The 26,415-nt window shown below is 59.6% G+C and carries 22 protein-coding genes and 1 pseudogene; 11 read left to right on the top strand and 12 right to left on the bottom strand.

What is annotated here, in order from left to right; genetic code table 11:
- Positions 1-23: 23 nt before the first annotated feature.
- Both hemW and BN1128_RS21445 read right to left on the bottom strand, forming a co-directional pair.
- Entirely contained in the window at positions 24-1,169 is a 1,146-nt protein-coding gene (gene hemW / locus BN1128_RS21450) for a radical SAM family heme chaperone HemW (protein WP_042872628.1), read from the bottom strand.
- 83 nt (positions 1,170-1,252) lie between these two features.
- Positions 1,253-1,849: an XTP/dITP diphosphatase gene (locus BN1128_RS21445; RefSeq protein ID WP_042872625.1), complete on the bottom strand. Its 597-nt coding sequence runs from the start codon at positions 1,847-1,849 to the stop codon at positions 1,253-1,255.
- A gap of 236 nt (positions 1,850-2,085) precedes the next feature.
- Between BN1128_RS21445 and BN1128_RS21440 the strand changes: the two genes are divergently transcribed.
- From BN1128_RS21440 to BN1128_RS21430, 3 genes are all read left to right on the top strand, one after another.
- Positions 2,086-3,249 (top strand): multidrug effflux MFS transporter, encoded by a 1,164-nt coding sequence (locus tag BN1128_RS21440; RefSeq protein ID WP_042872623.1) that lies wholly within the window; start codon positions 2,086-2,088, stop codon positions 3,247-3,249.
- Between the two features lie 102 nt (positions 3,250-3,351).
- Positions 3,352-4,401 carry an oxidoreductase gene (locus BN1128_RS21435; protein ID WP_042872621.1) on the top strand — a complete coding sequence of 350 codons (1,050 nt, stop codon included), beginning with the start codon at positions 3,352-3,354 and terminating at the stop codon, positions 4,399-4,401.
- A gap of 309 nt (positions 4,402-4,710) precedes the next feature.
- Complete coding sequence (locus BN1128_RS21430; RefSeq protein ID WP_042872803.1) at positions 4,711-4,944, top strand: hypothetical protein; 234 nt, start codon at positions 4,711-4,713, stop codon at positions 4,942-4,944.
- Positions 4,945-5,049: 105 nt separating this feature from the next.
- Here the strand turns inward: BN1128_RS21430 and BN1128_RS26380 are convergent.
- From BN1128_RS26380 to BN1128_RS21415, 3 genes and pseudogenes are all read right to left on the bottom strand, one after another.
- Positions 5,050-5,211: pseudogene (locus tag BN1128_RS26380) on the bottom strand (30S ribosomal protein S5 alanine N-acetyltransferase); the annotation flags it as partial.
- Positions 5,212-5,224: 13 nt separating this feature from the next.
- Positions 5,225-5,776, bottom strand: coding sequence for a GNAT family N-acetyltransferase (locus tag BN1128_RS21420; RefSeq protein ID WP_042872616.1), 552 nt, complete (start codon positions 5,774-5,776; stop codon positions 5,225-5,227).
- 57 nt (positions 5,777-5,833) lie between these two features.
- Positions 5,834-6,388, bottom strand: coding sequence for a GNAT family N-acetyltransferase (locus BN1128_RS21415; RefSeq protein ID WP_042872614.1), 555 nt, complete (start codon positions 6,386-6,388; stop codon positions 5,834-5,836).
- A gap of 352 nt (positions 6,389-6,740) precedes the next feature.
- On the opposite strand from BN1128_RS21415, the gene BN1128_RS21410 reads away from it, so the two are divergent.
- Positions 6,741-8,510, top strand: a complete 1,770-nt coding sequence (locus tag BN1128_RS21410; protein WP_042872612.1) for a M4 family metallopeptidase — start codon at positions 6,741-6,743, stop codon at positions 8,508-8,510.
- A gap of 51 nt (positions 8,511-8,561) precedes the next feature.
- Here the strand turns inward: BN1128_RS21410 and BN1128_RS21405 are convergent, their stop codons facing one another.
- Positions 8,562-9,461, bottom strand: coding sequence for a LysR family transcriptional regulator (locus BN1128_RS21405; protein ID WP_042872610.1), 900 nt, complete (start codon positions 9,459-9,461; stop codon positions 8,562-8,564).
- A 209-nt stretch (positions 9,462-9,670) separates the two neighbouring features.
- Here BN1128_RS21405 and mdtH point away from each other — a divergent pair, with 209 nt between their 5' ends.
- A complete protein-coding gene (mdtH, locus tag BN1128_RS21400; RefSeq protein WP_042872607.1) occupies positions 9,671-10,864 on the top strand; it encodes a multidrug efflux MFS transporter MdtH in 1,194 nt (397 codons plus the stop codon).
- An 88-nt stretch (positions 10,865-10,952) separates the two neighbouring features.
- Here mdtH and BN1128_RS21395 read toward each other — a convergent pair whose 3' ends face one another.
- From BN1128_RS21395 to aspA, 3 genes are all read right to left on the bottom strand, one after another.
- The gene (locus BN1128_RS21395) at positions 10,953-12,044 is read right to left on the bottom strand and encodes a porin (protein ID WP_042872606.1); all 1,092 of its coding nucleotides are present in this window, start codon (positions 12,042-12,044) and stop codon (positions 10,953-10,955) included.
- A gap of 200 nt (positions 12,045-12,244) precedes the next feature.
- The gene (locus BN1128_RS21390) at positions 12,245-13,564 is read right to left on the bottom strand and encodes an anaerobic C4-dicarboxylate transporter (protein WP_042872604.1); all 1,320 of its coding nucleotides are present in this window, start codon (positions 13,562-13,564) and stop codon (positions 12,245-12,247) included.
- A gap of 128 nt (positions 13,565-13,692) precedes the next feature.
- Positions 13,693-15,135: an aspartate ammonia-lyase gene (gene aspA / locus BN1128_RS21385; protein ID WP_042872601.1), complete on the bottom strand. Its 1,443-nt coding sequence runs from the start codon at positions 15,133-15,135 to the stop codon at positions 13,693-13,695.
- Between the two features lie 449 nt (positions 15,136-15,584).
- Between aspA and BN1128_RS21380 the strand changes: the two genes are divergently transcribed.
- The gene (locus BN1128_RS21380; RefSeq protein ID WP_042872599.1) at positions 15,585-16,061 is read left to right on the top strand and encodes an FxsA family protein; all 477 of its coding nucleotides are present in this window, start codon (positions 15,585-15,587) and stop codon (positions 16,059-16,061) included.
- A gap of 24 nt (positions 16,062-16,085) precedes the next feature.
- On the opposite strand, the gene BN1128_RS21375 is transcribed toward BN1128_RS21380, so the two are convergent.
- Positions 16,086-17,489 carry an MATE family efflux transporter gene (locus tag BN1128_RS21375; protein ID WP_370464962.1) on the bottom strand — a complete coding sequence of 468 codons (1,404 nt, stop codon included), beginning with the start codon at positions 17,487-17,489 and terminating at the stop codon, positions 16,086-16,088.
- 182 nt (positions 17,490-17,671) lie between these two features.
- Here BN1128_RS21375 and BN1128_RS21370 point away from each other — a divergent pair, with 182 nt between their 5' ends.
- The 5 genes from BN1128_RS21370 (at position 17,672) to BN1128_RS24975 (ending at position 22,434) form a co-directional block, all read left to right on the top strand.
- A complete protein-coding gene (locus BN1128_RS21370; protein ID WP_005318973.1) occupies positions 17,672-17,965 on the top strand; it encodes a co-chaperone GroES in 294 nt (97 codons plus the stop codon).
- A 39-nt stretch (positions 17,966-18,004) separates the two neighbouring features.
- Positions 18,005-19,639 (top strand): chaperonin GroEL, encoded by a 1,635-nt coding sequence (groL, locus tag BN1128_RS21365; RefSeq protein WP_042872595.1) that lies wholly within the window; start codon positions 18,005-18,007, stop codon positions 19,637-19,639.
- A gap of 95 nt (positions 19,640-19,734) precedes the next feature.
- Positions 19,735-20,232, top strand: a complete 498-nt coding sequence (locus BN1128_RS21360; RefSeq protein WP_042872593.1) for a putative pterin-binding protein — start codon at positions 19,735-19,737, stop codon at positions 20,230-20,232.
- A gap of 23 nt (positions 20,233-20,255) precedes the next feature.
- Positions 20,256-22,187, top strand: coding sequence for a putative bifunctional diguanylate cyclase/phosphodiesterase (locus BN1128_RS21355; protein WP_042872801.1), 1,932 nt, complete (start codon positions 20,256-20,258; stop codon positions 22,185-22,187).
- A gap of 58 nt (positions 22,188-22,245) precedes the next feature.
- Positions 22,246-22,434 (top strand): hypothetical protein, encoded by a 189-nt coding sequence (locus BN1128_RS24975; RefSeq protein ID WP_080741189.1) that lies wholly within the window; start codon positions 22,246-22,248, stop codon positions 22,432-22,434.
- A 58-nt stretch (positions 22,435-22,492) separates the two neighbouring features.
- Here the strand turns inward: BN1128_RS24975 and rluA are convergent, their stop codons facing one another.
- Entirely contained in the window at positions 22,493-23,149 is a 657-nt protein-coding gene (rluA, locus tag BN1128_RS21350; RefSeq protein ID WP_042872591.1) for a bifunctional tRNA pseudouridine(32) synthase/23S rRNA pseudouridine(746) synthase RluA, read from the bottom strand.
- Between the two features lie 109 nt (positions 23,150-23,258).
- Entirely contained in the window at positions 23,259-26,126 is a 2,868-nt protein-coding gene (gene rapA / locus BN1128_RS21345) for an RNA polymerase-associated protein RapA (protein WP_042872590.1), read from the bottom strand.
- Positions 26,127-26,415: the final 289 nt, after the last annotated feature.

The raw sequence follows: 26,415 nt of genomic DNA, 5'->3' as shown, positions 1-26,415 counted from the left end.
GGACCTTGCCATGCCCCATCGGCTTATTCGTCCATAAAGAGCTCGAGCAGCACGTTCAGGTAGCGATGGCCGAGGGCGGTGAGCTGCCAGCAATCACCCAGGTCTTCGATCAGCTCCTTGGTCTGGGCAATCGCGAGCATAGTCTCCACCCGCTCCAGGCCCAAGCCGGTGTAAGCCTCGAACTCCGCCTTGGGGGCCGGCTCGAATAATCTGAACCGGTTCATGAAGTACTCCAGCGGCAGTTCGTCCTCGGTCACCTGCCACTGCTTGTCCAGGTAGGGGCGGGCGGGATCCAGATAGCCTTTCGGGTGCTTCACCTTGGCGCTGCGCAGTATCTGGCCGCTGGCGAGAGCCGTCATCTTGCCGTGGGCGCCGCAACCAATTCCAAGATAATCGCCGAAACGCCAGTAGTTGAGGTTGTGGCGGCACTGATAGCCCGCTTTGGCATAGGCCGAGATCTCGTACTGATGGTAGCCCTGGGCGGTAAGCATGGCGTGGCCCTGCTCGTAGATGTCCCACAGGGTGTCATCCTCCGGCAGCCGTGGCGGCTTGGAGGCGAACGCCGTGTTCGGCTCTATGGTGAGCTGATACCAGGAGAGATGCGGCGGCGCGCAGTCGATGGCCTGTTGCAGATCATAGAGGGCATCGTTCAGGCTCTGATCTGGCAGGCCGTGCATCAGGTCCAGGTTGAAGGTGGGCAGCGCGATGGCGTGGGCCAGTTCGGCAGCCTTGCGAGCCTCTTCGGGGCCGTGGATGCGGCCGAGCCGGGTCAATTTTTCTTGCTGGAAGCTCTGCACCCCGATGGAGATGCGGTTGATGCCCGCCCGCTGGAAGCCGGCGAACTTGTCCGCCTCCACAGTGCCCGGGTTGGCCTCCATGGTGATTTCGCAATCCGGCGTCAGGGCGATGCGGGCGCGTACCCCGTCCAGCAGGGTCTGCATGGCCTCTACCGTCAGCAGGCTGGGTGTTCCCCCGCCGATGAAGATGGAGGAGAGTGGACGCCCCTGGGCCCACTTCAGATCCTGATCCAGATCCTCCAGCAGGGCGGCCACGTACTCGAGATGAGGCAGCTCCCCTTTCTGGGCGTGGGAGTTGAAGTCGCAGTAGGGACACTTCTGGACGCACCAAGGCACATGGATATAGAGGGAGAGGGGCGGCAGTTGCAGCATGGGGCTTCCAATAATCAAACATAAAAACGTGGGCTGACGGCCCCCCATTGTAGATGAAATGCGTGCCGGCGTATGGTCCGGACTCAGTGAGTCGCCGCCAGGGCCTCTTTCAGCCTGGCCAACGCCTGGCCGCGATGGCTGAGCTGGTTTTTCAGCTCGCTCGGCATCTGGGCCGAGGTGCAGTCATGGTCGGGAACGAAGAACACGGGATCATAGCCAAAGCCGTGTTGACCGCGGGGTTCGTCAATAATCATTCCCTCCCAGCTCGCCTGGCAGATGATGGGGGTGGGATCGTCGGCGTGACGCATGTAGACCAGCACGCACCAGAAGCGGGCGCTCTTGAGGTAATCGGGGGCTCCTTTGAGCTCGGCCAGCAGCTTGTCGATGTTGTCCTTGTCGCTGGCATGCTCGCCGGCGAAGCGGGCTGAGTAGACGCCGGGGCGGCCGTGCAGCAGATCCACTTCCAGACCCGAGTCGTCGGCGACGGCGGGCAGACCGGTAATGCGGGCGGCGTGGCGGGCCTTGATGATGGCATTCTCGACGAAGGTGGTGCCAGTCTCTTCGGCATCAGGCACAGCAAACTCGCTCTGTGGGATCACCTGGATCTTCATATCGGCCAGCATGGCGGCCAATTCCTTCACCTTTTTCTGGTTACCTGTTGCCAGGACAAGCTTGTTCATCGAGCACCTCCGCAAAAATAATCTGCGCATTCTATGCGGGGCACGCCTTGAGTAAAAGCGCCAATTGCCCTCAATACCGCCCTGGCTTGCCGCTAGTGTGACCCCGGTGGAGATGCGAATAACATACATGTTTCCGTATAGGAATAACCAAAGTGATTAAATACCATTTCAATTCATTACTGTGAGTCAGTAGACTCGCGCCCCAATCGATTTTCCCTTACGGCTTGAGGTGACTGATGCCATTGATTCTTCTGCTTGTACTCCTGGTGCTGTTCAGTCCGCTGGCCATCGACATCTACCTGCCCGCCATCCCGCAGATGGCCGAGCAGCTCGGTGCCGAGGTGACCCTGATGCAGGGCACCATCACCTGGTTCCTGTTCAGCATGGGACTGGGGCAACTGCTGGTGGGGCCGCTCGCCGACCGTTATGGCCGCAAGCCCATCGCTCTGGGCGGCGTGCTGCTTTACGGCCTGAGCGCACTGGCGGCCGGTTTTGCCGCCAGCCTGGGTGAGCTGATGCTGGCGCGGGTGCTGCAAGGCTTCGGTGCCTGTGCCACCTCGGTCGCCGCCTTCTCGGTGGTGCGTGACAGCTATGGCCCCAAGAAGAGCGGCCAGATGATCTCCTACCTGAACGGCGCCATCTGCTTCATTCCGGCGCTGGCGCCGCTGCTCGGGGGCTGGCTCACCGCCAAGGCGGGCTGGTCTGCCAACTTCTGGTTCATGGCAGGCTATGCGGCCGTCGTCGGCAGCTGGCTGCTGTGGCGCATGCCGGAGACCCGTCCGGACGAGACCAGCAGCAGTGGTCCGCTCATCAGCTGGTCCCGCTACAGCCCTGTGCTGCGCTCCCCGAGTTTTCTGTTCAATGCCAGCCTCTGCATGCTGGCGATGGCTGTGATCCTGGCGTATGTCACGGCGGCGCCGGTGCAGCTGATGGTGAAGCTGGGACTGGACATGAGCGGTTTCAGCTACTGGTTCACCGCCAATGCGGCGCTGAACATACTGGCCTGCTTCCTGGCGCCCCGCTTCATCGCCAGAGTGGGGCCGAGACGCACGCTGCGCATCGGCCTGCTGGTGATCACGCTGTCCGCCATGGCACTGACCCTGGTGCAACACGTCGAGCATCCGCTGGCGATGATGGGGCCCGTGTTCTTCTCCAGCATCGGCTTTGCCATGGTGCTGGGGGCGGCAGCCGGCATGGCGTTGGCCCCCTTCGGCCACTGCGCCGGGACGGCAGCGGCCCTGCTCGGTCTGTTCCAGATGAGCGGCTCTGGCGCTCTGGTGGGGATCACGGGTTGGCTGATGCCGGATCCGCTCAATCAGCTGGCGCTGCACATGTGGCTGCTGTTGCCGCCCTTGTTGCTGCTGTTGACCCGGCAGGGCAGGCGCTTGTGTTTGCAATAAATCCTGTGCTCTGATGGGCACACTCAGGGGGCCATGAGCCCCCTTCTCTTTTGCAGGCGATACCTCGCCTGACCCTCATGACAGACCCGTGGAGAAAACCGGATGAGCCAGACTCTCAACGCCGCCCTGGTGGGCTATGGCTTCGCAGGCCAGACCTTTCACGCCCCCTTCCTGACCAGTACCCCGGGGCTCTCCCTCAGCTGGGTAGTGAGCCGGGATGCCGCCAAGGTGCAGGCCGATCTGCCCGGTTGCCGGGTCGGCTCGCTGGCAGAGGTGTTGGCCGATCCTTCGGTGGATCTGGTGGTGATCGCCACGCCGAACGATACCCATGCCCCCATAGCCCGCCAGGCGCTGCTGGCGGGCAAGCACGTGGTGATCGACAAGCCGTTCGCGCTGGATCTGGCCGAGGCGAAGGCCCTGGTGGAGCTGGCCGGGAAGCAGCAGCGGCTGCTCAGCATCTTCCACAATCGGCGCTGGGACGGGGATTTCCTCACTGTGCGCCGTCTGCTGGCAGAAGGTGCCCTGGGGCAGATCGCCCAATTTGAATCCCACTTCGACCGCTATCGCCCCGAAGTGCGCCAGCGCTGGCGCGAAGCGGGCGGCCCCGGTTCGGGACTCTGGTTCGATCTCGGCCCCCACATTCTGGATCAGGCGCTGCAACTGTTCGGCCAACCGGACTGGCTGCAGGCGGATTTGGCGCAGCAGCGCCCAGGCGCCCTGGCGGATGACTACTTCCATCTGGTGCTGGGCTATGGGGAGCTGAGAGTGATATTGCATGGCAGCTGTCTGGTGTCGGCCACCATGCCCCGCTTCGTCATCCACGGCAGCGAAGGCTCGTTTATCAAGTTCGGCATGGATGTGCAGGAAGAGCAGCTCAAGCTCGGCAAGCGGCCACCGGCGGCGGACTGGGGCCTCGACAGCGAACCCGGCCAGCTCAGCCGCATTCGGGATGGTCAGCTCCAGCAACAGACAGTGGTCGGTGAGTCGGGGAATTACGGCGCCTACTATCGTGGCGTCTGCGCCGCCATCAAGGGGGAGGGAGAGAATCCGGTTCCGGCCAGCGAGGCATTGGCGGTGATGGCGCTGCTGGATCTGGCCCGTGACAGCCACCAGCAAGGGAAACGGCTGGCTTGTCAGAATTTGTCTGACTGACATGCATATCTCGCCTCTCACCTGAATGGGGTGCATCGCTGTTTATCGCCAGTAATCACGTCAGTTGCGGTGTTTTATTGTACAGGTTGACTGAATGGTGAGTGTTTTGTATTAATGTTTGTCGTTGTAGCAGTTCTTTTCATCCAGCCAACGAGAAAATATCATTGTGATACTCGTTTTCATTGGGCGTGTATGGGGATATATTTCGCGCGCCTCTTGGCTCCCGGCCTATGGGTTTCTAACCGGGTGAAAGGACGCACTGTGATGGTTGAACGAACCATCTCTCCATATTTTTTTGAGGGTATGCACATGAACAAAGTACTGGTAGCCGGTATCCTGGGTCTGATGTTGACCGCTTGTGGTCAGAAAGAAGAAGCCGCCGCTCCGGCAGCTACTCCGGCCGCCGACGTTGCTGCAACTGTTGAGAAAGCCGCTAGCGAAGCCACCTCTACCGTAGAGAAGGCTGCTTCCGAAGCGACTGCAACCGTCGAGAAAGCTGCCTCCAAGGCTGAAGCCGCAGTGAGCGATGCCAAGGCCAACTAAGCCTGCACCTCTTCTGAAGACGGGTCCGGAGCCAAGCTCCGGACCCGTTTTTTTATGCCTGACATGCAACTCGCCCGCGGTTGGCGAGCCCCTTCCTGCCTGGATCGCCGGGTTGAGCCGGGCGGTGAGAACATGATCCTCCCAGCGGCCGTTGATCATCAGATAGTCCCGTGCCAGGCCCTCCCGCTCGAAACCGAGGCGCTCGAGCAGGGCGGCGCTGCGCTGCGCAGGGTGATTGACTGGCATATGGCTGGCCTTAATGCAGTGAGCTTTCTGGCACCTAGACTGCCGGGTTGAGCCGTGCGGTGAGAACATGATCCTCCCAGCGGCCGTTGATCATCAGATAGTCCCGTGCCAGGCCCTCCCGCTCGAAACCGAGGCGCTCGAGCAGGGCAGCGCTACGCAGATTGGTTGGCATATAGCTGGCCATGACGCGGTGCAGGCCGTGCTCCCGAAACAGGTACTCGATGCCAGCCTCGACCACCTCCTGCATCAGGCCCTGGCCTTCATGGGCCTGATCGATGGCATAGCCAAGATGGCAGGCCTTGAACATGCCCATCAGTATGTGGGTGAAGTTGCAGGTGGCGATCACCTGCTCGCCCTGGGGGTCGAGCGCCACCAGATGAACGGCGCTGCCGTTGAAGAACTGGCCATAGCTGTCGCGCAGGCGGCCATGCCAGTGGCTCAGGGTATAGAAGCTCTCGTCCCGGCTGGGTTCCCAGGGGGTGAGGTGAGCGCGATTGCGCAGATAGAAATCCAGCATCAGGTCGGCCCGCTCGGGCGGCAATACGGTGAGCCGGGTACGGGCCGTGCTGAGGTGCGGTAGTGCCATCAAGGTTCCCTCTGTGGATTCATAAGCATGGTGCTGACCGCCGGGTTGCCCCAGCCATCAGTGATCTCGTTGCCTTAGCCACTCATCGCGCAGCAGGCCGTAGTGGACGTGATCCACCACCCGATCCGCCAGCCGTTCGGCCCGCCGGCTGATCCCCTCCTGCTGCATGCCGAGTCGCTCGCACACCGCCCGGCTGGGCTCGTTCTCCACCGCCGCGCTGATCTCGACCTTCTCCATCCCCATCTCCTCGAAGGCGTGATGGATCAGGGCCTGACAGGCGCGGGTGATGATGCCATTGCCCTGCCAGCGCTCCGCCAGCCAGTAGCCTATGGTGACCTTGGCCAGCGCCTGATCGATCTGGTTGTAGCCGATGACGCCGACCACCTCGCCCTGATACTCGATGGCCGTGGTCAGCCCCTCGCCACGGGCAAACTTCTCGATGGCGTGGCGGATGAAGGTGGTGCTGTCGGCTGGCTGCTGTATGTAGGGGGGCCAGGGCAGCGATTGGGTCAGGTAGTCGCGGTTCTCCCGGCACAGGCCAAAGAGTTCGCTGGCCATGTCGGGCTGCAGGAACAGCAGCGCCAATTCATCGTCCAGTTGCCATGAAAACATCCTTAACTCCCTGCCGCTTCTTGGCCCGGTACGGGCCGCCAAACAGCCAATGTAGCCAATCAACCCCTTGTGCGCCAAGGACTTTCAGTCTCTCGCCTGCGTTCGCCATCCCCATATGGAGGGGCCTGTTTTGGGGGCTGTACGGGGCCTTGTCATTCTCCCCCCTTTTTTAGCGTCATTCACTGCCTTTGATTCTGTTTGCGCTACCAAACATATGAAACAGCAGATCCTGCTACCGATTCGTGCTGCGCTGTCACATATGACAGGCAGCAATTTCGATCGTGCGAACTAGTGTAGGAACGCCGGGCAACGGACCCGGCGTGCAATCTTCATCGACTTAAGGAAAGACGAGATGAACAAAGTCTATTTGGCCGTGGTATTGGCCTGCTGGGGAAGCGCAGCCTTGGCTGCAGAACAGGTTGACGTACATCAGGTGGCGGGCATTCAGGGGGCACCGAGCGGCGCCGCGGGTGTGAGCGCACTGGCTGGGGATGGTGAATTTCGTCAGGTGCGGGCGGTCAAGCTGCCCAATGGCCAGCAGCGGGTTCGCTATGAGCAGACCTGGCACGGCATCCCGGTCTGGGGCCAGGTGCTGGTGGCCGAACAGTCCCTCGGTGGTCAGATAAGCCAGGTCTCCGGCCAGATCCTGCGCCAGATCGATGCCGACGTGGCCAGCCCGACAGCCGCCCTGTCACCAGCCGATGCCGCTGGCAAGGCCCGTGCCGGGGCCAAGGGCAGCAACGAGCAGGTCAAGCTGTTCGTGATGCAGGATGAGGCCGGTCAGGCCCGTCTGGTCTATCTGGTCTCCTGGCTGGCCGCAAGCGAGCAGCCGAGCCGTCCCTTTGTGGTGATCGATGCCCAGAGCGGGGCCGAGCTCAAGCGCTGGGAGGGGATCAACCACAAGGACGCCACAGGCCCGGGTGGCAACGTCAAGACTGGCAAGTACTTCTATGGCTCCGACTTCGGCCCCCTGCTGGTGGACGACAGCTGCCGCATGACCAGCCCGAACGTGGACACGGTCAACATGAATCACGCCACCACGGGTGGTGCCGTGCACCAGTTCACCTGCCCGGAGAACACGGTCAAGGAGATCAACGGTGCCTACTCGCCGCTCAACGATGCTCACTACTTCGGCAACGTGGTGTTCGACATGTACCGCAACTGGTACAACACGGCGCCGCTCAGCTTCAAGCTGAAGATGCGGGTACACTACAGCCGCAACTACGAGAATGCCTTCTGGGACGGCAGCCAGATGACCTTCGGTGACGGTGCCACTACCTTCTACCCGCTGGTGAGTCTGGATGTGGCCGCCCACGAGGTGAGCCACGGTTTCACCGAGCAGAACTCTGGGCTGGTCTACTCGGGTCAATCGGGCGGCATCAACGAGGCCTTCTCCGACATGGCGGGGGAAGCAGCTGAGAACTACATGAAGGGCAGCAACGACTGGCTGGTGGGGGCCCAGATCTTCAAGGGCAACGGCTCGCTGCGCTACTTCGAGGATCCGACCCGTGATGGCAGCTCCATCGGTCATGCCAGCGATTACTACGATGGCATCGATGTGCACCACAGCTCGGGCGTCTACAACCGTGCTTTCTACCTGCTGGCCAACACCAGTGGCTGGAATACCCGCAAGGCCTTTGAAGTGTTCGTACTGGCCAACCGCCTCTACTGGGGCGCCAATACCACCTACGATCAGGGCGCCTGCGGCGTGACCAAGGCGGCCACCGATCTGGGCTACAGCCTGACTGACGTGGCAGCAGCCTTTACCACTGTCGGGGTCAATGCCTCCTGCGGTACCACGCCGCCGCCGAGCGGCAGTGTGCTGCAAAACGGGGTACCCGTGACCGGGCTCTCCGCCGCCAAGGGTGGCAAGGTGAACTTCACTATCGACGTGCCGGCCGGCAAGAGCAAGCTGGTGGTTGCCAGCAGTGGCGGCACAGGTGATGCGGATCTCTACGTGAAGTTCGGGGCGCTGCCCACCAGCACCAGCTATGACTGCCGTCCTTACAAGGGGGGTAATGCAGAGACCTGTACCCTGAACTCGCCCAAGGCGGGTACCTGGTATGTACAGCTGAGCGGTTTCAGTGCCTTCTCCGGGGTGACTCTCAAGGCGACCTACTGATCCCGGGTTGATGTGATTTAGCATGTAGCGCCGGACTTGTCCGGCGCTTTTTTATGCGGATTTGCCTGACCAGCGCCGGGCAAGGGCTCTGGCTGCCTCCAGCACCCGCTCCTTGGCCGGGTTGGGCCGCTTGCCGCTACGCCAGGCCATCATGACATCCCAGTGATCCTGCGGCAGGTCTACCACATCCAGCTGGACCAGGCGGCCAAACTCCAGGTCCCGGCTGATGGCGAGCGCCGGCATCAGGGTGATGAAGCCGTGCTCCAGCGCCAGTTCCCGCGCCGCGCTGGCGGGCTGAATGGCGTGCAGCGGGCTCGCCACCTGGCGCAGCAGTCGCAGCTGCAGGATCAGCTCATCGCAGCCTGTGCCCCACTGCTGGGGGGCCAGCCGCTCGTTGGCGATATCCTGCAGGGTCAAACCTTGTCTTCTTGCCAGCGGATGGGTGGCGCAGGCCACCGCTATGATGGGGGAGCGGTAGAGCAGCTCGAGCTGGATACCCGCTATGGCGGGGCATTTGAGGATGAAGCCGACGTCTGTCTCACCGGTCAGCAGCTCCTGCATTATGATGCCGGAGTGATCCGTGTTGCAGCGGATCTCGAACGCTTCATCCACCAGCGCCAGCAGCAGGGGGCCAAACACCACTGTCGTCAGGGAGGGCAGGCAGGAGAGCTTGATGCGGGGCAGGGCCGGTGCTCCCTGCATCGCCAGGCGTCCCCCTTCCAGTGCACTCAGGGCCGCCGCCGCCGCAGGCAGAAACTGCTCGCAGGCTGGAGTGGGGGTGGCGCCGCGTCTGTGGCGGCGAAACAGGGGTTGTCCCAGCGCCTGTTCCAGCACGGCGATCCGCTGGCTGACCATGGGTTGTGACCAGCCGCGAATGGCCGCCGCCTTGCTGAAGCTGCCGCGATTGACCACATCCAGTAGTAATTGCAAGTCATCCAGGGTCATAGCCATAACGTAATCCAATATGAAATATAGCCAGTTGTCGGCTACCACTATATCTGGCGCCCTTCCAGAATAGCAGTATCAATCGTTGTGCATTGGCATATTGCCATGCCGGGTCAGAGGGTTGCAGTCACCCTTGACCCGGTTTGGCGACGGCGTCATCCGGGCGATGAGACGAGCGAGTTGGATGTCATTAGCAAAGCAGGGGTCAGGCAGTCATGGTGGAGCGGGCGAGGCGGTTGGGGCGGTGGTTTTTGGCGTTGGATTCCCTCTTGGTGATCCTGGGTTTTTTCGTGGTGATGCCCATGATCAGCCTGCGCTTCGTGGATCAGCTTGGCTGGGCGGCTGGGGTGGTCGGTCTGGCGCTGGGGCTGCGTCAGCTGACCCAGCAGGGATTGGGGGTGCTGGGGGGATCGCTGGCAGACAAGTTTGGCGCCCGGCCACTCATAGTGGGCGGCATGTTGTTGAGGGCCGCGGGCTTTGCCAGTCTGGCCTATGCCCAGAGCGGGCTTGAACTGATCCTCTCCTGCATCATCTCGGGGCTGGGCGGTTGTCTGTTCGACCCACCCCGGGCCGCGCTGGTGATCAAGTTCACCCGTCCGCGTCAGCGGGGTCGCTACATATCCTTGCTGATGATGCTGGAGAGCGCCGGTGCCGTGGTGGGGGCCCTGCTTGGCAGCTGGCTGCTCAACTTCGACTTTGAGTATGTCTGCCTGCTGGGGGCGGGTCTGTTTGTCTGTGCGGCCCTGTGCAACCTGCTGATCCTGCCCCCCTACAAGCTCTCGCAGCGGCCGACTCCGATCCGGGCCGGCCTCGGCCAGGTGCTGGCGGACAAGGCCTTCTGCCGGCTGGTGCTGATCCTGAGCGGCTACTATGCGCTCTGGGTGCAGGTGATGCTGATCTTCCCCATCCTGGTGAAACAGATGGCGGGCAGCACCACGGCGGTGGGCTGGATGTATACCCTGGAGACTGCCATCTCGCTGGCGCTGCTCTACCCTCTCGCCCGTTATGGCGAGAAGCACTTCAAGCTGGAGAGCCGACTGATGGCGGGCGTGTTGCTGATGACGGCCGGTATCGGGCTGGTGGCGTTTGCGACCACGCTGCCCGCCGTCTTCATGCTGCTGGCCTGTTTCTATCTGGGGATTGTCATCGCCGAGCCAGCGCGGGAGACCCTCATGACCAGGCTGGCGCAGCCGGGCGCACGTGGCAGTTACATGGGTTTCAGCCGGCTGGGGCTGGCGCTCGGTGGCATGACGGGATACGTGGGGGGCGGGGCCCTGCATGATTACGCCAATGCCCAGGGGCAGCCCTGGCTACCCTGGCTGGTGCTGGGGACGGTCGGCGTGACGACCTTGCTGCTGCTGGTGAACTGCTTTCACCGCGAGCCGAGTCTGGCGCGGGTCAACATCTGACAGGCAATAAAAAACCGGCCGCAGGGCGGCCGGAAGTAATTCAAACAGTAGACATTGGTATCACAGGGTATAACTGACTTCCAATTACTTAGAAGTTGTACTGCAGGGCCACGGCGACCACGTCGTCGGTGTTCTTGCCCAGCGAGTTGGTGTGGGTACCATTGACGTTGTCCAACAGGTTGATCTTGTAATCAACATAGGCGTTGAAGTTGTCGGTGAAGTTGTACCAGGCACCGATGGAAACATATTCGGTGGCGGTGTCATCGATACCGTGAGCGCTGTCCTTCACATCGGTACGCAGGTAGGCCAGAGACGGCTTGAACTTGCCGATGGTGTACTGGGCCACGGCTTCGTAGCCATCCATCTTCTCGGCATAGCCGTTGACGGTGCTGACGTACATGTGGTCTTCACCGTGGGAGTAAGTCGCGGCCAGGTAGAGGTCACCGACTGCGTACTTGGCACCCACACCGTACAGCTTGGCATCGCTGTCGCCACCGAAAGCGGCGTTGGATGCCTGCTCGTCGGTCTTGCCAGCCTGGTTGTAGGCGGTACCCAGGCTCAGGCCCATGTCGAAGTCATAGTTGGCGGACACGGCGAAACCTTCGGAAGAACCCTTCGGATTCCAAGTGCTGTTCGGGCCAACGCGGTTGGAGCGATCAGAGTTCTGCGGGTCGTTGTTGCCAGTGAACTGGGCACCCAGGGTCAGGCCCTGATAGGTGTAGATGTACTGGGCCAGACCGTTGGTGCGGCCGGTGCCGAACACTTCGGTGTCTTTACCCAGGCCGTCACCGCCCCACTCAGGCAGCACGTCTGTGTAGTTGTTCACGGCTTTGGTGAACAGACCATCCTGACGGCCATAGCTGAAGGCACCGAAGCGATCGTGCTTGATGCCGGCGTAGGCATAACGCAGTTCGTCGTTGTCAGAACCGGAAACCGGCAGGTTGTACTCGGCAAAGCCGAACGCTTTCAATTCGGCATCGATCTTGGTTTCGCCAGCAACGTGCAGACGGAAGTAGCTCTGATCACCTTCGGAGCCGTTGTCATCGGTACCGTAGTACATGCCTTGAGCACGGCCACCGATCTCGAGTTTGGTGTCGTTCTGGTCATAGACGGTAGCGGCTTGCGCACCACCGGCCAGCAGCACGCTGGAGATGGCCATAGTCAATGCGGTCTTTTTCATTGTTCATTCCTCTGGTGTAAACACTGTCGGACCTGTGCTCGGCCCTGTTGATCGGTCTCTGTTCCGATGCCCCAGAGTAGATCTGCGAACCTTGATAGAAACTGAAGCGGATGAGGATTAATTAATGATTTGACGTAAAAACGAGGCATAAAAAACGGCCCAGAGCGGGCCGTTTGAAGGTTTATGGCATGAAATGCTGATCAGAGTATCAGACCGCCAAAGAAGAAGCCCAGTGCCACGGCGAAAGCGATGGTCGCAGTGCCGGGGATGAAGAAGGGGTGGTTGAACACGGCCTTGCCGATCCGGGTCGAGCCGGTGTCGTCCATCTCTACCGCGGCCAGCAGGGTCGGGTAGGTCGGCAGCACGAACAGGGCGCTCACGGCTGCGAAGGAGGCAATCGCGGTCAGCGGGCTGACACCCAGTGCCAGTGCGGCCGGCATCAGGGCCTTGGTGGTGGCGCCTTGTGAGTAGAGCAGCATGGCTGCGAAGAACAGCACCACGGCCAGCAGCCAGGAGTACTGGTTCAGCAGGTCGCCGGCGATCAGCTGGATGGTGTCCATGTTGCCTTTCACGAAGACGTTGCCCAGCCAGGCCACACCCAGTACGCAGATACAGGCGGACATACCGGACTTGAAGGTCGGCATGTTGGTCACTTGAGTGGCGTCCAGTTTGCAGACCAGGGTCATGATGGTGGCAGCAGCCAGCATGATGCCCATGATGGCACCGTCACGGGGGATCGGCGGATTGGCAATCAGGCCCACTTTGCCCGAGATGGCGGTGGCATAGGCCATGACGGCCACGATGGCGGCGATGAAGATCCAGACAGAAACCTTGGCGTAAGGCTTCAGCTCCAGCTTGGTGGTGCCACGCAGCTTGATCAGCCCCTTGGCTTTACGCTCCAGATAGACTTCATCCAGCTCCAGCGGTTTGCCCATCATGTTGGCAATGAAGGCGCCCAAGATACAGGCGAGGAAGGTGGATGGAATGCAGATGGCCAGCAGGGTCAGGTAGTCGACACCGAACGGCTCCAGCATGCCGGAGAAGGCAACCACGGCCGCGGAGATCGGGGAGGCTGTGATGGCGATCTGGGAGGCGACAACCGCGATGGAGAGCGGACGGGAAGGACGAATGCCCTGCTCCTTGGCCACTTCGGCGATCACCGGCAGGGTGGAGAAGGCGGTGTGACCGGTACCGGCCAGCATGGTCATCAGATAGGTGACGATGGGGGCGGCGAAGGTGATGTACTTGGGATTCTTGCGCAAGGCCTTTTCTGCCAGCGACACCAGGTAGTCCATGCCACCGGCCAGTTGCATACAGGCAATGGCACAGATGACGGACGCGATGATCATGATCACGTCCCAGGGGATGAAGGTGACCAGCTGGTCGCTCGGAATTTGTACCCCCAGGCCCCAGGTCAGTACCAGCACACCCAGACCACCGGCAAAGCCGATACCGATACTGCCTATCCGGGCTCCCAGATAGATAGCGGCGAGCACGACAAGTAACTCGATAACAATCATAGCGAACACTCCATTTTCCAGTTTTTTTTAGGTTTTATTTGGCAGAAAAGCCAATTCCCGATGGGGCTGGGCAAGACCGATCGGGAACTGACTTTATGGGCCGGGATAAACCCGGCCCATTTGCTCGCTTATACGGTGGCTTCGCGGGTGTAGCGCTTGGCTTTGTATTGCGGGTTCATCAGGTTCTCGATGGAGAGGATTTCATCCAGCTGTTCGGCGGTCAGCAGGCCGCGTTCCAGCACGACTTCACGGACGTTCTTGCCGGTCTGGGCGCAGATTTTGCCGACGATGTCACCTTCGTGGTGGCCGATGAAGGGGTTCAGGTAGGTCACGATACCGATGGAGTTCAGCACGTGGTTCATGCAGATTTCCGGGTTGGCAGTGATGCCTTCGACGCACTTCTCACGCAGGGAGATGCAGGCTTTTTCCATCAGGCTCAGGGATTCGAACATGGCCTGACCAATCACCGGCTCCATGACGTTCAGCTGCAGCTGACCGGCTTCGGCGGCGAAGGTGATGGTGACGTCGTTACCGAATACCTTGAAGCAGCTCTGGTTGACCACTTCCGGGATAACCGGGTTGACCTTGGCTGGCATGATGGAGGAACCCGCCTGCATTTCCGGCAGGTTGATCTCTTTGAGTGCAGTGCGCGGGCCGGAGGAGAGCAGACGCAGATCGTTACAGATCTTGGACATTTTCATGGCCAGACGCTTGATGGCGCCGTGCAGCATCACGTAGGCGCCGCAGTCGGAGGTCGCTTCGATCAGATCTTCAGCCGGCACATAGGCACGACCCGTGATCTCGGCCAGGCGCTTGATGGCCAGGGCTGAGTACTCGGGCGGGGTGTTCAGGCCGGTACCGATGGCGGTCGCGCCCAGGTTCACTTCCAGCAGCAGCTCCTGGCAACGCTTGATGGACTTGATCTCTTCACGCAGGGTGACGGCGAAGGCGTGGAATTCCTGACCCAGGGTCATGGGAACCGCGTCCTGCAGCTGGGTACGACCCATCTTCAGGATGCTCTTGAACTCCTTGGCCTTGGCATCGAAGGCGGCGATCAGCGCTTCCAGCGCGTGCAGCGTGGTGTCAGTGCTGTTCACCACGGCAACGCGGAAACCGGTTGGGTAGGCGTCGTTGGTGGATTGGCACTTGTTGACGTGGTCGTTCGGGTTGATGACGTCGTAGCGGCCTTTCGCCAGACCCATGATCTCGAGGGCTATGTTGGCCAGTACTTCGTTGGTGTTCATGTTGACGGAGGTGCCGGCACCACCCTGATAAACGTCGACCGGGAACTGGTCGAAGCATTTGCCGGTGTTCAGCATCAGGTCGCAGGCTTCTACGATCTTGTCAGCAATCTCAGGACGGATGGTGCCCAGTTCGCCGTTCGCCATGGCGGCGGCCTTCTTGGTCAGTACCATGCCGCGGACGAATTCCGGAACGTCAGAAATCTTCTGAGAGCTGATCTTGAAGTTCTCGACAGCGCGCAGGGTGTGCACACCGTAGTAGAAATGATTGGAAACTTCTTTGGTGCCCAGCAGGTCTTCTTCAATGCGGACGTTCTTGATGTCGCTCATTGTAATGCCTCAGAAATCAGATAAATGGAAACGATCCTCACCGAGTGGTCGCGAGTTCCTTACGCACGGCTCATCCTGAAGCACCACACATCGAGTGGGGCAGTTGGGGGCTTTTTGCTCCCTTAATTACTGGCGTCGATATTACCTCAATTGAGGTATCTGATATTAGACCTGGATCACTAAATTTGAGACAACCTCAAATAACTTGTGGTCATTAAACAGATATTGCAATCGAACGATTTACTTTGACAGAACAAGGACTTCAATCACAGTCCAGCAGGCCGTTTTTTTGAATATCCGGTGTGCTATCACCCTTGAGACTTGAAAAACGAGGGGGTACCCCCATTTTAATTATCAAGGACCTATATCATGGTGGGTTGGCAGCAACATTATTTCGGTGGCTGCAACAGACCTGAGATTCATTCAAATTCACCCGCACTGAGGTTGTTATGGGCAAGTTATTTCTGTTGTTGGTCGGTCTGGTGCTGCTCGAGCTAACCGTGATGATCGAGGTGGGCTCAGTGATTGGCGCCTTGCCAACCGTCGGCTTGCTGGTGCTGACCGCCGTGATCGGGTCATCGCTGGTGCGCAGTGAAGGCATCAAGACCCTGCTCAATGCGCAGCAAAAGATGCAGCAGGGTGAGATGCCGGGCCGCGAGGTGATTGGGGGCATGATGCTGGCGCTGGCCGGATTGCTGCTGATCATCCCGGGGTTTGTGACCGATATCTTCGGTATCCTGCTGTTGCAGCCCTGGCTGCGCAACAGGCTGGCCGACAAGCTGGTGGGCAGCGGCCAGTTCAGGATGCAAATGGGCGGTTTTCAGGCGCAGCAGCCTCCGTTCGAGGCGCGTCCCGGTGAGGAACAACCGGGTGGGGTCAATCGTGGCGGGACCACCATAGAAGGCGAATTTGAACGTAAAGAATAAACCGCAGTATTGAGACTGTGCCTGTCAGGGCTTGCCCTGATGGCACAGCCGCTCGAAGCGGTGGCGGGCATACCACCAGGCCAGTGTGCCCGCCGCCAGATTGGCCAGCAGTATCCCCAGATAGACCCCCTGTTCCCCGCCCAGTTCAGCCCCCAGCCAGGCCCCTGGCAGCAAGAAGACAAACAGTCGCAATCCGTTGAACAGAAACGAGACGCTCGAGGCCCTGACACCGTTGAGCGCCGAGGCCAGCAGCATCACCATGCCCTGGAAGCCGTAACCTATGGGCACCAGATGCAGATAAAGGATGATGAGACGCACCACCTGCGGGTGATCGCTGAACAGGTTGGCGATGAGCGGTGCCAGCAGCCAGGTCAGACCGTAGACGCCGAGCTGGAACAGCAGGGCGAAGCGCATGCAGAACTGCAGCGCCGCCTTGGCGCGAGCCGGGTTGCCCGCTCCGCAGTTTTGAGAAATGAAGGGTGCCAGGACAGAAGAGAGCGCCATCATCACGATAAGCAGCAAGGCTTCTACTCTCGATGCGGCGCCATAGGCGGCCACCACCTCAGTGCCCAACCCGGCGAAGATGGTCATCAGTACGGCATTGGCCAGCGGGTTGAGTATGTTGGTAAACGAGGCCGGTACTGCCACGTGCAGCAAGGCGCGCCAGTGAGCCAGCAGTCTTGGCCGGGGTGAAAGACGCCACAGCAGCAAGCCTTCCCGATGGCGCAATATATGGAGGCTGACCAGCATGGCCATCAACCAGGAGATCGAAGTGGCAATGGCCGCCCCGCGGATCCCCCATTCGGGAAAAGGGCCTATGCCGAAGATGAGCAGGGGATCCAGCACACCGTTGACCAGTCCGGCCACCCCCATCACCAGGCTAGGGGTCTTGGTATCCCCGGTGGCGCGGATGGCGGCATTGCCTACCATGGGCAGCACCAACATAGGCACGGTGAGATACCAGATCAGCATGTAGTCGTAGATGAGCCCGATCAGCGGGTCGCTGGCACCGAGCAGCCGAAACAGGGGTTGTATGGTGAGGGCGCCCAGCACAGAGAGCAGAGTGACCAGCACCACGGCCAGAAACAGGCTGTCGGTGGTGATGTGGGCGGCTTCGTCATGCCTGCCCTGGCCGAGTGCGTGACCAATCACGGCCGAGAGCCCGGCCCCCAGCCCCATCGCCAGCGAGGTGACCACGAAAGTCACCGGAAACGTGAAGCTGATGGCAGCCAGTGCCTGGGTGCCCAGCATGCCGATGAAGAAGGTGTCGACCAGGTTGAACGCCAGTATGGCGACTATGCCGAGTATCATGGGGCCCGTCATGCGCAACAACACTGAGGTCATGGGGGCGGTCAGCATGGGATTGGGTCGGGTCACGGGCTCGTCTCTTGCATCTGGCGAAGTGCGTTCTGGCTGCGGGCAGCGCAAATCCGGTTTCCTGACCGGGACACGGGCGATCCATCGAAGATATTCATAGTACGTGAAAATATTTTTTTTGTATTTGCCCTTGAAGGGTTAACAAAAACGCCCCACATCAGAGGCATATCTAATTTGGCCAGGAATGGCCATTCCTCAAAGCAACACAGAGACTCATTTTGGGAGAGTTATCGATGAAAATTCGTCCACTGCACGACCGCGTCATCATCAAGCGCATCGAAGCTGAAGCCAAATCCGCTGGCGGCATTGTCTTGACTGGTACTGCGGCCCAGAAGTCCACCCGTGGTGAAGTACTTGCCGTGGGGACTGGCCGAATTCTGGACAATGGCGACGTCAAAGCCCTCGCCGTCAAGGTGGGTGACAAGGTGATCTTCAACGAAGGCTACGGTGTTAAGACCGAGAAGCTGGATGGTCAGGATGTACTGATCCTGTCCGAGACCGACATCCTGGCGATTGTCGAAGCGTAATTCACCCTTTTCCCCGAATTGATTTAAGGATTGAAGAAAATGGCAGCTAAAGAAGTCAAGTTTGGCAACGAAGCCCGCATCAAAATGCTGGAAGGCGTAAACATCCTGGCCGATGCCGTCAAGGTTACTCTGGGCCCGAAAGGCCGCAACGTGGTGCTGGACAAGTCCTTCGGTGCCCCGACCATCACCAAGGATGGCGTCTCCGTTGCTCGCGAAATCGAGCTGGAAGACAAGTTCCAGAACATGGGCGCCCAGATGGTCAAGGAAGTTGCTTCCAAGGCCAACGACGCCGCCGGTGACGGTACCACCACTGCGACCGTACTGGCTCAGGCCATCGTCAACGAAGGCCTGAAGGCTGTTGCCGCCGGCATGAACCCGATGGATCTGAAGCGCGGTATCGACAAGGCCGTTATCGCTGCCGTTGCCGAGCTGCAAGTGCTGTCCCAGCCGTGTGCCGACAACAATGCCATCGCTCAGGTGGGTACTATCTCCGCCAACTCCGATGAGAAAGTGGGTAAGCTGATTGCCGAAGCCATGGACAAAGTCGGTCGTGATGGCGTCATCACGGTTGAAGATGGTCAGGGCCTGGATGACGAGCTGGCTGTAGTAGAAGGCATGCAGTTCGATCGCGGCTACCTCTCTCCGTACTTTGTCAACAAGCCGGAAACCGGTTCTGTCGAGCTGGATGATCCTTTCATCCTGCTGGTTGACAAGAAAGTGTCCAATATCCGCGAGATGCTGCCGGTGCTGGAAGGCGTTGCCAAAGCCGGCAAGCCGCTGCTGATCGTTGCCGAAGACGTGGAAGGCGAAGCGCTGGCGACCCTGGTGGTCAACACCATGCGTGGTATCGTGAAAGTCGCTGCCGTCAAGGCTCCGGGCTTTGGTGACCGTCGCAAGGCCATGCTGCAGGATATCGCCATGCTGACCGGTGGTACCGTGATCTCCGAAGAAGTGGGGATGGAGCTGGAAAAAGCGACCCTGGAAGACCTGGGCCGTGCCAAGCGCATCGTCATCACCAAAGAGAACACCACCATCATCGATGGCGTGGGTGATGCTGCCCTGATCGAGAGCCGTGTGGCCCAGATCCGTCAGCAGATCGAAGATACCTCTTCCGATTACGACCGTGAGAAGCTGCAAGAGCGCGTAGCCAAATTGGCTGGCGGCGTTGCCGTGATCAAGGTCGGTGCTGCCACCGAAGTCGAGATGAAAGAGAAGAAAGCCCGCGTTGACGATGCCCTGCACGCAACTCGCGCTGCCGTGGAAGAAGGCGTGGTTGCCGGTGGTGGTGTCGCGCTGGTGCGCGTTGCTGCCAAGCTGGCCAATCTGCGCGGTGACAACGAAGACCAGAACGTGGGTATCAAGGTTGCCTTGCGCGCCATGGAAGCACCGCTGCGTCAGATCGTCATCAACGCCGGTGAAGAAGCCTCCGTCATTGCCAACGCCGTGAAGAATGGTGAAGGCAACTTCGGTTACAACGCTTACACCGAACAGTACGGTGACATGCTGGCCATGGGTATCCTGGATCCGACCAAGGTGACCCGTTCTGCGCTGCAGTTCGCCTCTTCCATCGCCGGTCTGATGATCACCACAGAGTGCATGATCACCGAGCTGCCGAAGAAAGATACCCCTGCCATGCCTGACATGGGCGGCATGGGTGGCATGGGCATGATGTAATTCAGTCCTGGTTACCAAACGGCTCGCTTTTGCGAGCCGTTTTTTTTATGGCGACTAAACTGAGTCTATCGTTGGCAACTTTATGTGAGGTGAATATGCGTGTACTGGGTTTGATTACATTACTGTTTTCTCTGGCAATGCCAGCTATGGCACTGGAGGCGCCGCAGGGACCCGTTATCTTGAAGGTGACAGGCAATGTGATGCCCGCCGAGGCGACTGAGGGGGCCGTTGCCTTCGATCTCGCCATGCTCAAGGCGCTGCCACAGCACGAGATAGTGACGGGCAACCCCTGGGTCGACAAACCGCACAAGTATGTGGGGCCCAAGCTGGCGGACGTGCTGGCTGCCGTCGGGGCGAATGGCAAGGCCATAACCCTGACCGCCCTGAACAGTTTCCAGATCCGGATCAACTGGGATAAGGTCAAACAATATGATCCCATTCTGGCCTGGCAGGATGACGGGGTCACCATGCGGGTACGGAATAAGGGGCCGCTTTGGTTTATCCTACCGCTGGATCAGTATCCTGAGCTGAAACGATCAGAGTTTACCGACATGATGATCTGGCAACTGAGTTCGGTTGATATCCAGCATTGATGCAATGGTTTGCGGGAGTGCGGGTGAAAGCAAAGACCAAGGCGTGGCCTTTACTTGTGGTGCTTTATCTATCCATCCTGTTGTTCACGGGAAGTACCCTGTATTGCCTCGCGCAGATACAGAATGCGACCAGGGTGATGGAGAAATATACCTATGATGTCTCCTGGGCCCTGATGCAGCTGCAGCTGGAGTTGGGGCGCTTCCTCAACTCCGTCGAGATCTACCATTATGGCGGTATCGATCACGATACTCTGATGCTGCGTTACGACATCCTCTGGAGCCGCACGCCCATTCTGCTCAGTGGCCAGTTGCGCCAGAGCATGAAGGACAAGCAGAAGACGTTGCGGCTGGTGCAGCTGATCGAAAGCAATATCCGCGAGATGGAGTCCAACATCACCCGCCTGAAGTCGGGCACGCCGGACTATCAGCAGATCATGATGCGACTGGCCCCCCTGCAGGAACCCCTCTCTTACTCCCTTGCATCTGTCATGCAGAAGAACATCAACGTCTATTCGGGCAATGACAAGCGTTTCGGCCAGCTGCGCAATGCCCTGCTGTTCATGGTATCCGGCCTGGTGCTGTCGGTGATGCTGCTCAGTGGCCTGCTGATCCGCGAGGCTCGCCGGCACTTCCGTGCGGCACGGGTCGATCCCCTGACCGGGCTGGCCAACCGGCTGGCATTGCTGGAGAAGATGGAGTCCTACGCGACCAAGGAGACGCCATTTGGCCTGGTGCTGGTCGATATCAATGATTTTCGCGATATCAACAGCAAGTTCGGCTACAACACCGGTGACTTCCTGCTGCAGGAGCTGGCAAAGCGGATCCGCAGTCTGTGTGAAAATGGCGAGTGGGTCGCGCGCCTGGGGGGCGATCAGTTTGCCATGATCCAGCGCGAGAGCAGTGACCTGCGGCAGGTAAGGGAGTTGGTGGCCCGCCTGCTCCATGCGCTCAAGCAGGACATCATCATCGACAATTATCCGTTCCGGCTGGAAGTGGGGATTGGTATCGCTTTCTTCCCGATGGACAGCAAGCTGACGCAGGAGTTGCTCAGCCGGGCCGAGCAGGCGCTGTTCCACAGTCGCAAGACCCATGTCCCTTATGTCATCTATGACAATTCGCTGCTCAATGAGACTGCGCGCCGCAAGCATCTGGCAAGCGACATGATAATGGCGCTGGAACACAATGCGCTCGAGCTCTATTACCAACCCATCGTCAATCTCGAAAGTGGCCGCTGCGAGGCGGTTGAAGCCTTGCTGCGCTGGCGCCACCCTGAATTGGGCTTCATTCCGCCCAATGAGGTGATTCAGGTGGCGGAAGAGTTTCAGCTGGCCGAGAAACTGGGCAGCTGGGTGCTGAATACCGCCTGTGAGCAGCTCTACCAGTGGCAGCAGCTCGGGCTGGTCGATTTGCAGATGTGCGTGAATATCTCGCCTGGCATGTACCAGCGCAACTTGTTGAAGCTGGTGGCCAAGGCCTTGATGGAGCACCACATCCCGGCTGCCAGCCTGGTACTGGAAGTGACGGAAGACACCACCATGCGCGAGGTGAAAAACTCCTTGCAGCTGATGCAGGATCTCAATCAGCAGGGGGTACAGCTGGCACTGGATGACTTCGGGACCGGCTACTCCTCTCTCAGTTATCTGCAGAAACTGCCGGTCAGCAAGGTGAAGATAGATCGCTCCTTCATTCAGGGGATAGATACCTCGATAGAGGCCTCAGAACTGGTCGCCAACATTTGCCGCATGGGCTCCATGCTGGGCAAGAGCCTAGTGTGTGAGGGGATTGAAACCCAGGCCCAGCTCGATGTGCTGCGCACCCTCACCGACATTCATCTTTACGGACAAGGCTATCTGTTCAGTCGTCCCGAGCAGGCAGAGAAGGTCTATCAGACTCTGCTGGAGATGGAAGAGCAGTGGCTGGCGCGACGTCAACCCAACAAGACGTATTTAATTTAGCCAAAATGATTCATGTCTGGCACAAGATGGCCGATAGTCTTAGGGCAGGAGGTACACCATGGATATATCTAGTTCTGCATCAACGTCATTTGGTTCTGCTTTGCTGACAGCCAGTCTGGCCAAGAAACAGCAAACCCAGGATGGTGAAGCCGCATTGAAACTGCTCCAGACGGCTGCTCAATCAGCCCCGACCGCAGCGACATCGGCCAGCTCCACACTGGGAAGTAAAATCGATATTCGCGTCTGATCCTAATGAAAAAGCCCCCATCAGTTGATGGGGGCTTTTTTTATGTCCACGATCTGGCCTATAGCGGAAAAGGTGCGGGAGCTTCAAAGGTCATCCGCTCCCCACTGCGCGGGTGGCTGATGGTCAGCATGGCCGCGTGCAGGTAGAGATGTGGGGCCGCCGCCAGTGCGTCCGGATGGGCATAGAGGTTGTCACCCAATATGGGATGCCCCAGCTCCAGCATATGGACGCGCAGCTGGTGGGAGCGACCCGTGATGGGGGTCAGCTTGATCAGGCTGTTGCCGTTTTCCACCTTCAGTTTTTCCCACAGGGTCAGGGCGTGACGCCCCTCCTCAAAGTCAACCTTCTGTTTCGGACGGTTGGGCCAGTCGACGCAGAGCGGCAGGTCGACCTGACCCGAGTCCGCTTCCGGCTCGCCCCACACCCAAGCAAGGTAGTGCTTCTCGGTCTCCCGCTCGCGAAATTGCCGGCTCAATTCCCGATGGGCATTGGGAGTGAGAGGGATGACAATCACGCCCGTGGTGGACATGTCGAGGCGATGGGCTGCCGCCGCCTTGGGGTGCTGCTGCTTCACCCGATGCAGGACGCTGTCTTCATTCTCGGGGCCGCGCCCGGGGACGCTCAGCAGGCCAGTGGGCTTGTTGACCACCATGATGTCCTTGTCCTTGAACAGGATATCGAGCCAGGGTTCCAGAGGCGGTGAGTATTCAAACATAAAGGTCTCGCATCAGAAGGTGGGGGCAAGCCCCCATCGGTTATGGGTAACCACAATCATAAAGTGCATGGCATCCAGCATGAGCCGGTCATGTCTCTTCAGTATCGAGTCAGTTATGGGTGACAACGATAAAGCGGATGGCATCCAGCTTGAGTTGGGTCTGATCGATCAGGTGGTGCAATTCTGCCTGCAGATTGCGCAGATAATCCAGTTCGCTGTCGCGCACGTTCGGATTGACCGCCTTGAGTGCTTCGAGACGATCCAGGTCCTGCTGCAGGGTCTGCGCCATCTGGGCGCGCGCCTTGTCGACAATCCTGGCTTTCAGCTCTTCGGCAATCGGCTGGCCTTTGCCAATCAGGCCGTGGATCACCGGCTGGGAAGCTGTCACCAGCTTGCTGCCTAGGTGGCGGTTGACCGGGGTCAGCTGGCGGTTGAAGGCATCGAACGCCACCTTCTCACCCAAGTTTTGGCCATTTTTGTCCATCAACAGGCGGATCGGGGTCGGCGGCATGAAGCGGTAGAGCTGGGGATGAGCCGCAGACTCGGCCACGAAGATGAGCTCAAGCAAGATGGAGCCGACCGGCAGCGCCTTGTTCTTGAGCAGGGCCACCGAGGTGGCGCCGATCTCGGAACCCAGGATGAGGTCGATGCCACCGCGCATCATGGGGTGATCCCAGGAGAGCAGCGCCATGTCATCCCGCGACAGGGCGGTCGGACGATCGAAGGTGATGGTCATGCCATCCTGGGGCAGACCTGGGAAGCTGGAGACCAGCATGTGATCTCCCGGCGTCAGCACCAGTGCATTCTCGCCACGGTCATCCTGATTGACGCCGATCTCGTCGAACATCTTGAGCGCGAAGGAGATCATGCCGGTGTCGTCATCTTCGGCGGTCAGCTTGTCGACCAGCTGCTGCGCAGCCACGCCACCGCTGGAGTGGATCTCCAGCAGGCGATCGCGCCCCTGCTCCATGCGGGATTTGAGCGGCTCGTGGATCTCCCGTGTCCTGGCCAGCAGGGCATCCAGAGCCGCTTGATCACCCGTATTGGCGGCAAGCAGTTCGAACAGCTCGTCACGCACGGCTTCAAATACCGGGCGGGCGGTCGGACAGGTCTGCTCGAATGCATCCAGCCCGTTGTGGTACCAGAGCTGCAAGGCACGCTGGGCTGTCCCTTCCAGATAAGGTACATGGATCTCGACGGTATTTTGCTGACCGATGCGATCCAGACGGCCGATGCGCTGTTCCAGCAGATCCGGATTGAGGGGCAGATCGAACAGCACCAGATGACTGGCAAACTGGAAGTTGCGACCCTCTGAACCTATCTCGGAACAGAGCAACACCTGAGCACCGCTCTCTTGCTGGGCGAAATAGGCGGAGGCCTTGTCCCGCTCCAGAATGGACATTCCTTCGTGGAATACTGTGCCGCGGATCCCTTCACGGGTGCGCAGCGCCTCTTCCAGTGCGATGGCGGTAGCCGCTTCCGAGCAGATCACCAGTACCTTCTGTTGGCGGGCAGAGAGCAGCAGCTCCAGCAGCCAGTCAACGCGGGGGTCGAACTGGGTCCAGGTTGCGTTCTCACCTTCAAATTGCTGGAAGATCTTCTCCGGATATAGGTAGCGCAGGGCGCGAGTCTGCAGCTCGCCGCCGTTGCCACCCATCATGCCCATCACCTTGATGGCGGTCTTGTACTGCTCCGGCAGCGGCATGGGGTAGACGTTGAGGTGACGCTCCGGGAAGCCCTGAATATTGGCGCGGCTGTTGCGAAACAGCACCCGGCCGGTGCCGTGCTGATCCAGCAGCGTGGCGACTGCCTGCTGGCGGGCGGCGGCATCGCTCAGATCCAGCCCTTCCAGCTGGCTGGCGAGGATCTGTTTCGCTTCGTCACTCAGGCTCTCGCCATCCAGCAGCTCTTGCGCTGCGCTGGCGACCTGGCCATAGGCTTGCTCCTCGGCGAGGAAGGCGTCGTAGTCGTAGAAACGCTCGGGATCGAGCAGGCGCAGACGGGCGAAGTGGCTCTGGTGGCCCAGCTGATCCGGGGTCGCGGTCAACAGCAGTACGCCCGGCACCTGTTCGGCCAACGCTTCGACCATCTCGTAGGCGCGGCTTGGTGCCTCCTCGCTCCACTCCAGGTGGTGCGCTTCGTCGACAACCAGCAGATCCCACTCGGCTTCCAGCACCTGTTCGAAGCGACGACGCTTCTTGCGCAGGAAGTCGAGGCTGCAGATCACCAGCTGTTCGGTCTCAAAGGGGTTTTCCGCATCGGCGAACGCCTCGATGCAGCGCTCCTCGTCAAACAGGGAGAAGTGCAGGTTGAAACGGCGCAGCATCTCGACCAACCACTGGTGCTGGAGCGTTTCGGGCAGCAGGATCAGCACCCGATGGGCACGGCCGGAGAGCAGCTGCTGATGGATGATCATGCCCGCTTCGATGGTCTTGCCCAGGCCCACCTCATCCGCCAGCAGTACGCGCGGGGCGTAGCGATGACCCACTTCATGGGCGATATAAAGCTGGTGCGGGATCAGACTGACCCGGCCGCCGGCCAGACCGCGGGTCGGGTTGCGCCGCCGCTGGTGCTGGTTGATCAGGGCTTCATAGCGCAGGGTAAAACGCGACATACGGTCAATCTGACCGGCGAACAGGCGATCCTGCGGCTTGTTGAACTTGATGAAGTTGTTGAGAAACACTTCCTTGAGGGCAACGGGCTCATCATTGTCGGTGCGTACACCTACATATATAAGCAGACCGTTTTTCTCCTGCACTTCTTCGACCGTCATGGTCCAGTCTTCATGACTGGCTATCTGATCGCCCACATTGAAGCTGACCCGGGTGACCGGCGCTTCTTCTTTGGCATACATGCGGTTTTCACCGGTAGCCGGAAACAACAGGGTCACCATGCGTCCTTCAACAGCAACGACAGTCCCCAACCCCAGATCCGTCTCTGTATCACTAATCCAACGCTGGCCAAGTGCAAAAGGCATTAAACTCTCCAAAGCCCAAGAGTGTGTGAATCGCAAAGGGGCGCTATGTTACCCGAAGGCGTGACCTCGATCACCATGCATATAGATGTGGTGACACCAAATCACCACAACCTTGATCTGCAACCGGCAAGGCATCACTGAAGACAGGTCGATATCGTCAAATGAGCGTCTTATTGCGGGATAAACAGTCTTTTTGGTGGATTGGTGAGCGGTTGAGCTAACAATTCGAATTTAATTCGAAACACCCCTTGCAAGCGTGATCCAGATCCCTATAATGCGCCACATCGAC

The sequence above is a fragment of the Aeromonas piscicola genome, from assembly GCF_000820005.1.
GTDB lineage: Bacteria > Pseudomonadota > Gammaproteobacteria > Enterobacterales > Aeromonadaceae > Aeromonas > Aeromonas piscicola.
Note: the sequence above shows the minus strand (reverse complement) of the source record. Positions and strands in the feature narration are given on the sequence as shown.

What these genes read in the sequence shown, in the direction of transcription:
- hemW (WP_042872628.1), bottom strand. Translation starts at nt 1,169, where the DNA reads ATGCTGCAACTGCCGCCCCTCTCCCTCTATATCCATGTGCCTTGGTGC.
- BN1128_RS21445 (WP_042872625.1), bottom strand. Translation starts at nt 1,849, where the DNA reads ATGAACAAGCTTGTCCTGGCAACAGGTAACCAGAAAAAGGTGAAGGAA.
- BN1128_RS21440 (WP_042872623.1), top strand. Translation starts at nt 2,086, where the DNA reads ATGCCATTGATTCTTCTGCTTGTACTCCTGGTGCTGTTCAGTCCGCTG.
- BN1128_RS21435 (WP_042872621.1), top strand. Translation starts at nt 3,352, where the DNA reads ATGAGCCAGACTCTCAACGCCGCCCTGGTGGGCTATGGCTTCGCAGGC.
- BN1128_RS21430 (WP_042872803.1), top strand. Translation starts at nt 4,711, where the DNA reads ATGAACAAAGTACTGGTAGCCGGTATCCTGGGTCTGATGTTGACCGCT.
- BN1128_RS21420 (WP_042872616.1), bottom strand. Translation starts at nt 5,776, where the DNA reads ATGGCACTACCGCACCTCAGCACGGCCCGTACCCGGCTCACCGTATTG.
- BN1128_RS21415 (WP_042872614.1), bottom strand. Translation starts at nt 6,388, where the DNA reads ATGTTTTCATGGCAACTGGACGATGAATTGGCGCTGCTGTTCCTGCAG.
- BN1128_RS21410 (WP_042872612.1), top strand. Translation starts at nt 6,741, where the DNA reads ATGAACAAAGTCTATTTGGCCGTGGTATTGGCCTGCTGGGGAAGCGCA.
- BN1128_RS21405 (WP_042872610.1), bottom strand. Translation starts at nt 9,461, where the DNA reads ATGGCTATGACCCTGGATGACTTGCAATTACTACTGGATGTGGTCAAT.
- mdtH (WP_042872607.1), top strand. Translation starts at nt 9,671, where the DNA reads ATGGTGGAGCGGGCGAGGCGGTTGGGGCGGTGGTTTTTGGCGTTGGAT.
- BN1128_RS21395 (WP_042872606.1), bottom strand. Translation starts at nt 12,044, where the DNA reads ATGAAAAAGACCGCATTGACTATGGCCATCTCCAGCGTGCTGCTGGCC.
- BN1128_RS21390 (WP_042872604.1), bottom strand. Translation starts at nt 13,564, where the DNA reads ATGATTGTTATCGAGTTACTTGTCGTGCTCGCCGCTATCTATCTGGGA.
- aspA (WP_042872601.1), bottom strand. Translation starts at nt 15,135, where the DNA reads ATGAGCGACATCAAGAACGTCCGCATTGAAGAAGACCTGCTGGGCACC.
- BN1128_RS21380 (WP_042872599.1), top strand. Translation starts at nt 15,585, where the DNA reads ATGGGCAAGTTATTTCTGTTGTTGGTCGGTCTGGTGCTGCTCGAGCTA.
- BN1128_RS21370 (WP_005318973.1), top strand. Translation starts at nt 17,672, where the DNA reads ATGAAAATTCGTCCACTGCACGACCGCGTCATCATCAAGCGCATCGAA.
- groL (WP_042872595.1), top strand. Translation starts at nt 18,005, where the DNA reads ATGGCAGCTAAAGAAGTCAAGTTTGGCAACGAAGCCCGCATCAAAATG.
- BN1128_RS21360 (WP_042872593.1), top strand. Translation starts at nt 19,735, where the DNA reads ATGCGTGTACTGGGTTTGATTACATTACTGTTTTCTCTGGCAATGCCA.
- BN1128_RS24975 (WP_080741189.1), top strand. Translation starts at nt 22,246, where the DNA reads ATGGATATATCTAGTTCTGCATCAACGTCATTTGGTTCTGCTTTGCTG.
- rluA (WP_042872591.1), bottom strand. Translation starts at nt 23,149, where the DNA reads ATGTTTGAATACTCACCGCCTCTGGAACCCTGGCTCGATATCCTGTTC.
- rapA (WP_042872590.1), bottom strand. Translation starts at nt 26,126, where the DNA reads ATGCCTTTTGCACTTGGCCAGCGTTGGATTAGTGATACAGAGACGGAT.